This is a genomic window from Candidatus Neomarinimicrobiota bacterium (genome assembly GCA_018647265.1).
GTDB lineage: Bacteria > Fidelibacterota > Marinisomatia > Marinisomatales > TCS55 > TCS55.
Window position 1 is genome coordinate 21,792 of record JABGTK010000142.1, and the last position, 7,464, is coordinate 29,255.

The following is a 7,464-nucleotide window of genomic DNA, read 5'->3' on the forward strand; positions in this document are numbered from 1 at the left end:
GCTTACAGTCTAAATCTATCGGAGATCAGGATTAAGCAATATTTTCTGCTAATTTTGAACAAATGAAATCACCCATTTCAATTGTGCCCATGCTTCCACCAAGATCTCGCGTAACCCATCCTGCATTTATAGCCTTCTCTATGGCTAACTCACTCCCTACACCATCCCCGAGGATGAGGAGTATTTTCACCAGGATCTTCCGCGGAAGAATGGTGTGGACAGGCGGTAATCGCCGAATCCATTTTCATCTATAAAATCAAAATATTTGTTAATTCTATAATAATGCCATCGTTGTGAGTATATACGACTTAGAGGGTCATTGTATATTTCCAAATCATCTGGTGGTCCAAATAATATATAGATCATTCCCATATCCGTTTTCCATCCGGGCATATAAGATTTAAAATTTACATTTGAATAATAAACTCGAGAAAAATATTCATTCATCACCTCGTTGTCAGGCGTTTCCGGCGTTGGATCACGACCGCTCCAATATTCAATGAATAGAGCTTCCTTATCTGTGTTTTTAGCTTTACTCAGTTTTTTCCATTCATCATCATGAAGAATGTAGCGCATATTTTCTACTGCTTGGGCAATGTCATTAATGGAAGATGAAATACCAGATCTATTCACAGATAGGATGACCGATTCTTTCCTTTTCGCATTACCTTGTATTAATACAATATCAACTTTTTTTCGCAATCCTTGTTTGGCCACTTCCTCAGGAATAATAATTCTTTGATGAAAAAACGATTCTTCCGATTTTGATTGAAATGACTTCTTCCATATTTCCTTCTTTTTGGAATTGGTAACCAAGACTTCAAGGATATATGGTCCGGGTTTAATTTTGCCCGAAACGAATACAGATGTGCGGGTTACTTTTTCTCCAATCAAATTTTGGAACATTGGGATCTCATTCTCATTCAAGCCCCACTTCCCCGATAAATAATCCACAAAAAATGGATTATACAAAGCTAAGTCACCTTTATGTTCAGAATACTTTAATTCTTTATCCCTTACGCCACTGTCATTAGAATCTTTATCTAAGACTTCTGCCGAAATGATGTAATCGCCCGCAGGAACTTTAAATTCGTGGTGATGAATGGTCATCGTTTTCTTAGATGTCGATTCGAGATAATCATCTGTAACTAATGTATTTGACCAATTTTTCCGACCAACCTGTTTGCCCTTTTTTCTCTTCAGGGATATAGTTGTTTCATACTCTGCTTCAAACCCATTTGTTGTTTTAACGAATTGCAAAACGTGATTAGGTATTGAAACATATGACAATACTCGGATTGAATCGGAGTTTTCATCAGCTACGCTAAATACAGTAAATCCATATTGGCGTATAATTTCTCGGTTGCGGCTATTGTTTGGCCTCCTCTGGGCAATGATAAGATTGCTCAAGGCAAGACTGATCAGGATGATTGATTTATAATAATGTTTCATTTGTATCGATACGAAATAAGTCCTTCGGTAGTTCCCAGCCAAATTTTTCTGTCCCTAATATACAAGTCGTTTACCTGACCAATAAATGAAAAATTGAAAATATCCATGAGGTTCTTTTTCATATCATATTGCACCAAACCATTTGAGGTTGCCATGAAAACGATATTTTTATGAATTGCCATTGCTCTTATTTCTAATCCGCCAAATATTGATGGATCTACCGCGTTAGACCATTGACGATCCCGAAAATTAAATGATAAAACACCTGTTCGATTAGCCACAAGTATTTGATTTTTATCATGGACAATAGCGGTAAAATCCGTGAATTTTAAAGGGAAAAGGACCTCATCATTCTTATAGCCGTAGGATTTATAATCGCGAATGACATCTTTATTAATATCATATAGGAATAAACCAATTTCAGTGCCGATCCAAACCTGATCATTTGCGAATGCCAAATCATAGATGAATATGTTTCTGAAATATTTTTCAACTTTGGAAGATATGGTTTTTTTATCATCCATCTTAATGATGGAAATACCATTTGGACTTCCAATCCAGACATGGTCCCCAACCTTTACCATAGACACGGCCAACGATTTTCTTCCACCTATTTGTATATTAAATGTACGCCAATAATCCTTTTTTTTATTATAGACTAAAAGTGCATCTTCTCCTCCAAACCAAATTTCCTTTTTCATTTCTAAAATTGAAAAAATGGATGATTCATCCAAATTAATCATTTCTCGAAATAAATATTGATCGGCAATATTCCTATCATAATCAAAATAGGTAATACCCGATTGCAAATGGCCCAATCGCCCGCCTAACCAAAAGGAATCTTTACCTTCTATGACTTGAATATCATTTCCAGTAAGACCAAATTTGAAGGGTGTAAATGACTTCATTGTAGCATCACCACGGAAAAATGTACCATCTTCTGTACCCATCCATATCCCATGAAGTGGGTGCTCCAAAATTGTCGTAATATTCATTTTATATCCATCAGGATGTATTAATGATTGTAAGTCAGTCATCCACCCATCCATTAACGAGAAATCAATCAACAGATTGGATAAGTCCGTACTGAATCGTAAAAGCCCTGAACTCCATTTTACAGTCTCGTCTGGGTTTGGCATAGCACCAACTTGGACACCAGTTATAGGATCAATTCGATGAACCAAGCTTCCTGTTTTCAGCCATATATAATTATCTGATTCTCCTATTCTTTCAACATACTGCCCGCCAAAAAGACCTAATTGGTGGTTATCCATGTACCGCCAGTTTCCTTCTTCATCAAAGCTATACTCAACTCCGTATGGAGTAGCAACCCACAATACACCATTTGAAGCACGATGGACAGCTGTAGTTGTATTACTACGCAATCCTTGAGCGCGGGTGATGGGCTCCTCAAAACGTTCTGAAAATATATTAAATCTTAAAACACCCCCGTATTGGGTACCTATGTAGGCATATCGATCCCCGAAAGTGATAGAATTAACCTTACCAGTATAGCGATACTGAACCCAATCAAATGGGTGGAATCTCAGATTTGGCTGAGCAAATATGTTGCCGAATAGCAATAGGAATATAATGATGGTACGAATCATGAAAATTGAGATTGAATGATATAGAATATAGGGAAAGAAAAGGGTGAATTAAATGCTGTTATGGTGATCTAGCATTTCATTCAAAAGGTCGAGACTAATGGGAACAACACCCACTTCTTCACAAACACGACCGGCAGCATAATTGGATAGGGTCACAGACTCTTCTGGAGTGGCACCGCATAAATCCGCTAAAGCAAATGTGGAAATCACTGTGTCTCCTGCCCCAGAAACATCATGCACACGTCTGGCTTTAGTTGGTATATGATGGTAATCGGAACCATCGAACAATGAAACACCTTCTGCGCCGCGGGTAATCATTAATATTTCTGCATTCAATTCATTTTTGAGTCGAAAACCGGCAACTTCCAGAGATTCATTCTCGGCATAAGCCTGTCTGAATTCATTTAAATTTGGTTTGAACAAACGAACATTTTTGTAGGTATTAAAATTTGCTTTTTTCGGATCGACATAAACAGGTTTCCCTGTTTCATTAGCCATTAGAATTATTGTATTGATCGATTCGGAATTGAGTACACCTTTATTATAATCTTCCAAGATAATTGCATCTACATCTTTTAAAGTTAAATCAACAGATTCAGCCAACGCTTTGTTGGATGATTCCGATAGATCGGAATTTTCTTCACGATCAGCCCTCACCACTTGTTGGTTATGGGCCATAATTCTTGACTTAACGGTAGTTGGACGATTGTCACTCTCAACCAAATTGGTGCAAACAATATTTCGTTGATCCAATAATTCTGTTAATATTTTTCCCTCTGAATCGGCGCCGATCAAGCCAATGATAGAAACTTTACATCCCAATGATGCGAGGTTTAAGGCAACATTTGCAGCGCCTCCGGGATTGTGCTCAATTTTATTAACTTTCACAACTGGCACAGGCGCTTCCGGTGAAATTCTATCTGCATGCCCCCAAAGGTACGTATCCAACATTAGGTCACCCACAACAAGGACTTTTTTATCCGCGAATCTGGTAGTTATTTCTTTGAAACGATTTAATTCCATTATCTAAATATCCTTAGGTGTAATAGTTCGTTCTGGTAGAACAAGTGCTAAAAAAATATACAGCAAGACGCCAACGCCAATACTCATAAAAGTACCAAATACCCATAGAATTCGTACAATGGTAGGGTCAATATTAAGCGATTGCCCAAATCCGCCACATACACCCGCAAGCTTTTTATCCAAGATAGATAGATGAAGTAATTCCCACACTTTGTCATTACTATTCACCTCTTTGGCTTCATTGGTTTTAGAATAAAGAAAGTAAAGACCCACGCCAACTAAAGACATTACCAAAAATACATTTAAAAGGTTATCCCAAAAAGTATCCCAAACCATGAATAAAATATGGTCATATCTAAAAAACAGAATTATTCCGATTAAAATTAACAGAACTCCCCATAATGGGTTGTTTTTAATAGAATCAAAATTAATTGAAGTGCTTTGTGTCAATTCGTCTGGAATCATTATGGCAGCAATAATGTAGGCCAATAATCCTGCACCACCGAAAAGTGTAAAAAACACCCAAACTAAACGAACGATAGTTGGATCAATGCCAAAATACTTCGCCACACCGCCACAAACGCCGGAAATGATTCTTTCTGAATTGCTTCGGTTAATTCGCTGCATAAGTAAAATTTACGTTAATTTAATTGATTAACGATTGTTTCTTTGCCTGCGCCTGCTTGGTTGCCTTTCACGTTCCTGTCGAAAATTCCCTCTGCCTGCACCGGGCCGTATTTTAGAAATGTGTCCATTGTCCAAATATATTAAAACGGAAGCAATCCGTTTAATATTTTGATCAGATGGCGCTGCTACTATTATGGTTGTACCCAAATCTTTATTCATTCGGATAAGTTTTTTGCGAAAATCTGATTCCATGTTGGTGTCAAAGAATACACCATAATCATCAATCATTAATACACGCGGATCACTTTCTACAGCAATAATCATATTTATCCAAGCCAGTTCTCCCGGAGATAAATCACTCACTTTACGGTTAAGTAAAAACGGCAATGATCCATTGTTGAAATATTTGGCAGCGCGTTTTTCTAGACGATTTTTATCCATTGATTTAATAACGTCAGAAACTTTTGACCCTTTGGGAATTGAATCAATATTAGCCAATGCAATTTCAGGTATAGTCTTGAGTTTACCCATCCAATTGGTTTCAAATTCAGCATCATCATATTTGACAACACCTTCATTGGGTTTTTTCAAACCGGCCAATATATTGAAAAGGGTGGATTTCCCTGAACCAATAGGTCCAATGATACCGTAAATCGTTCCGCGATGGAATTCCAAACGGCGAATATTTAATATAGTATGATTTCCGTAGGATTTTTTTATCCCCTGGATATCATATATGGAAGTACCTCGATCATTCATCTTTTTCTCCTATTTCAGTAAAAAGATGAATCGAAAAGTTATTTAGCTATGTTGGCTTTCTAAAAATCGTTCTGCATCAATGGCTGCCATACAGCCGGTACCGGCGGCGGTTATAGCCTGTCGGTACACATGATCCTGGACATCTCCACAGGCAAATATGCCCTCCAAATTGGTAGCCGAACTGCCGTTTTTGGTAACCAAATATCCAGTTTGATCAGAATCTAAAATCTCACCGAATAAATCTGTATTCGGTTTATGTCCAATAGCCATAAATACACCATCGCAGGCTTCATCACGCGTTTCACCTGTTTGTGTATCTTTTAATTCAACACCATGAACACCTTTTTCTTTAGTCCCATGGATTTGAATAAGACTTGAATTCCAAGCCACATTAATCTTCGGATTTTCTAAAGCACGATCAACCATAATTTTGGATGCGCGAAACTCCTCACGACGATGTACGATAACAACTTCAGACGCAAATTTTGTAAGATAATTTGCTTCTTCCATAGCTGAATCTCCACCGCCAATAACAAGAACTTTCTTATCGCGAAAGAAAAATCCATCACAGGTAGCACATGCAGAAACACCATAACCCATGAGCTCTTTTTCGCTCTCAAGTCCAAGCATTTTTGCCGTTGCGCCTGTGGCAATAATAATTGAATCAGCGGTGTATTCTTCATCACCTACCCATACTTTGAATGGGCGTTCACTGAAATCAACTTTTGTGACATGTTTAAAATGGCATTCAGCACCGAACCGCACGGCTTGTTCACGAAACTTTTCCATAAGTTCCGGGCCCATGATTCCCTCAGGAAATCCGGGATAATTTTCCACATCAGTGGTAATGGTCAATTGACCACCAGGCTGATTACCTTCTAATACCAATGGATTCAAATTAGCTCGGGCTGTATATAATGCCGCTGTTAATCCGGCAGGCCCCGAACCGATAATGATAACTTTTCGATTCATTTTATCAACTAATTAAATAACTGTTTCTAGTAATTCAGTTATTCTGGTTTTGGGTACAGCGCCAATAATTTGGTTAACAACTGCACCATCTTTGAAAATTAATAACGCCGGAATACTCCGAACGCCAAATTGTGTGGCCAATTGATTCTCATTGTCCACGTTTAATTTGCCAACCTTTACTTTTCCGTTATAGGTATTGGCAACTTCGTCAACTACGGGTGCAATTGCACGACAAGGTCCACACCATTCTGCCCAGAAATCTACGAGCACAGGTTTTTCGGACTTCAATACTTCAGCCTCAAAATTAACTGAGGTAAATTCTATGACATTTTCTTGCATGTCATCTCCTTCATTTAGAGGTTATAAATCGGCTGCAAACTTACCCGATTTATAATATTATAAAAACACCAAATTCATACAATTTCATAATTTGTCTGCGATAAAAAACAAAATATTTAAATTGTATAAATCAAAATTATTCAATCGATAGAGCTTCGCCATCAATTGACTTCGGAAAATCTATTTTTAATATTCTTGCAACTGTCGGGGCAATATCCACTGTCTTAACACGAACCGATTTCACTATTGCTTTTTGGCCGCCTCGGGCGAATATCAATGGTACATGGGCATCATAATCATAAGGTGAACCGTGACTTGCGCCTACTGGATATTTCCATGTCCAGTATTTTTTGGTAATAAGATATACATCCGGACTTTTCTCAGGATGAACCATATTTTTTAATCGCATTTTAAAAACACTATTTCCACCCTTTAACATATCCTCTTTTGTGATAACAGTATGAATCCCTTCCAATTTAGATAAATGGGATTTTAAAATTTCTGTCGCCACTTCCCGCTCCATTGGATTAATCGAATTATTGTAATAAAAAAAGTTGCCATATCGGGTAACCTTTCCCGGACCAATTTGTTTATCAATTTCATTGGTTACTAGAGTAAAAAGGGAGTCACGTTTCGGCTTAGGAATCCGACCTGAATCAATTCCTTGGGACTGTAAATATTC

At 37.7% G+C, this 7,464-nt stretch carries 9 protein-coding genes and 1 pseudogene; all 10 read right to left on the reverse strand.

Features of this window, described 5'->3' with window-relative positions:
• Positions 1-31: 31 nt before the first annotated feature.
• Entirely contained in the window at positions 32-190 is a 159-nt protein-coding gene (locus HN459_08625) for a hypothetical protein (protein MBT3479511.1), read from the reverse strand.
• Positions 187-1,452, reverse strand: coding sequence for a GWxTD domain-containing protein (locus HN459_08630; GenBank protein MBT3479512.1), 1,266 nt, complete (start codon positions 1,450-1,452; stop codon positions 187-189). The genes HN459_08625 and HN459_08630 overlap by 4 nt, the downstream gene beginning before the upstream one ends.
• On the reverse strand, positions 1,449-3,062 hold the full coding sequence (locus HN459_08635) for a hypothetical protein (protein ID MBT3479513.1): 1,614 nt from the start codon (positions 3,060-3,062) through the stop codon (positions 1,449-1,451). Before HN459_08635 ends, HN459_08630 begins: the two co-directional genes overlap by 4 nt.
• A gap of 48 nt (positions 3,063-3,110) precedes the next feature.
• On the reverse strand, positions 3,111-4,085 hold the full coding sequence (gene rfaE1, locus HN459_08640; protein ID MBT3479514.1) for a D-glycero-beta-D-manno-heptose-7-phosphate kinase: 975 nt from the start codon (positions 4,083-4,085) through the stop codon (positions 3,111-3,113).
• A gap of 3 nt (positions 4,086-4,088) precedes the next feature.
• Complete coding sequence (locus tag HN459_08645) at positions 4,089-4,295, reverse strand: PspC domain-containing protein (protein MBT3479515.1); 207 nt, start codon at positions 4,293-4,295, stop codon at positions 4,089-4,091.
• A gap of 240 nt (positions 4,296-4,535) precedes the next feature.
• Positions 4,536-4,712, reverse strand: a pseudogene (locus tag HN459_08650) (PspC domain-containing protein).
• Between the two features lie 27 nt (positions 4,713-4,739).
• Positions 4,740-5,471, reverse strand: coding sequence for an ATP-binding cassette domain-containing protein (locus HN459_08655; protein ID MBT3479516.1), 732 nt, complete (start codon positions 5,469-5,471; stop codon positions 4,740-4,742).
• Positions 5,472-5,513: 42 nt separating this feature from the next.
• Positions 5,514-6,443, reverse strand: coding sequence for a thioredoxin-disulfide reductase (gene trxB / locus HN459_08660; GenBank protein MBT3479517.1), 930 nt, complete (start codon positions 6,441-6,443; stop codon positions 5,514-5,516).
• A gap of 12 nt (positions 6,444-6,455) precedes the next feature.
• On the reverse strand, positions 6,456-6,782 hold the full coding sequence (trxA, locus tag HN459_08665; GenBank protein ID MBT3479518.1) for a thioredoxin: 327 nt from the start codon (positions 6,780-6,782) through the stop codon (positions 6,456-6,458).
• A gap of 136 nt (positions 6,783-6,918) precedes the next feature.
• On the reverse strand, positions 6,919-7,464 hold a 546-nt coding region (locus tag HN459_08670), incomplete at its 5' end, for a hypothetical protein (protein MBT3479519.1).

What these genes read in the sequence shown, in the direction of transcription:
- trxA (MBT3479518.1), bottom strand. Translation starts at nt 6,782, where the DNA reads ATGCAAGAAAATGTCATAGAATTTACCTCAGTTAATTTTGAGGCTGAA.
- rfaE1 (MBT3479514.1), bottom strand. Translation starts at nt 4,085, where the DNA reads ATGGAATTAAATCGTTTCAAAGAAATAACTACCAGATTCGCGGATAAA.
- trxB (MBT3479517.1), bottom strand. Translation starts at nt 6,443, where the DNA reads ATGAATCGAAAAGTTATCATTATCGGTTCGGGGCCTGCCGGATTAACA.
- HN459_08635 (MBT3479513.1), bottom strand. Translation starts at nt 3,062, where the DNA reads ATGATTCGTACCATCATTATATTCCTATTGCTATTCGGCAACATATTT.
- HN459_08655 (MBT3479516.1), bottom strand. Translation starts at nt 5,471, where the DNA reads ATGAATGATCGAGGTACTTCCATATATGATATCCAGGGGATAAAAAAA.
- HN459_08630 (MBT3479512.1), bottom strand. Translation starts at nt 1,452, where the DNA reads ATGAAACATTATTATAAATCAATCATCCTGATCAGTCTTGCCTTGAGC.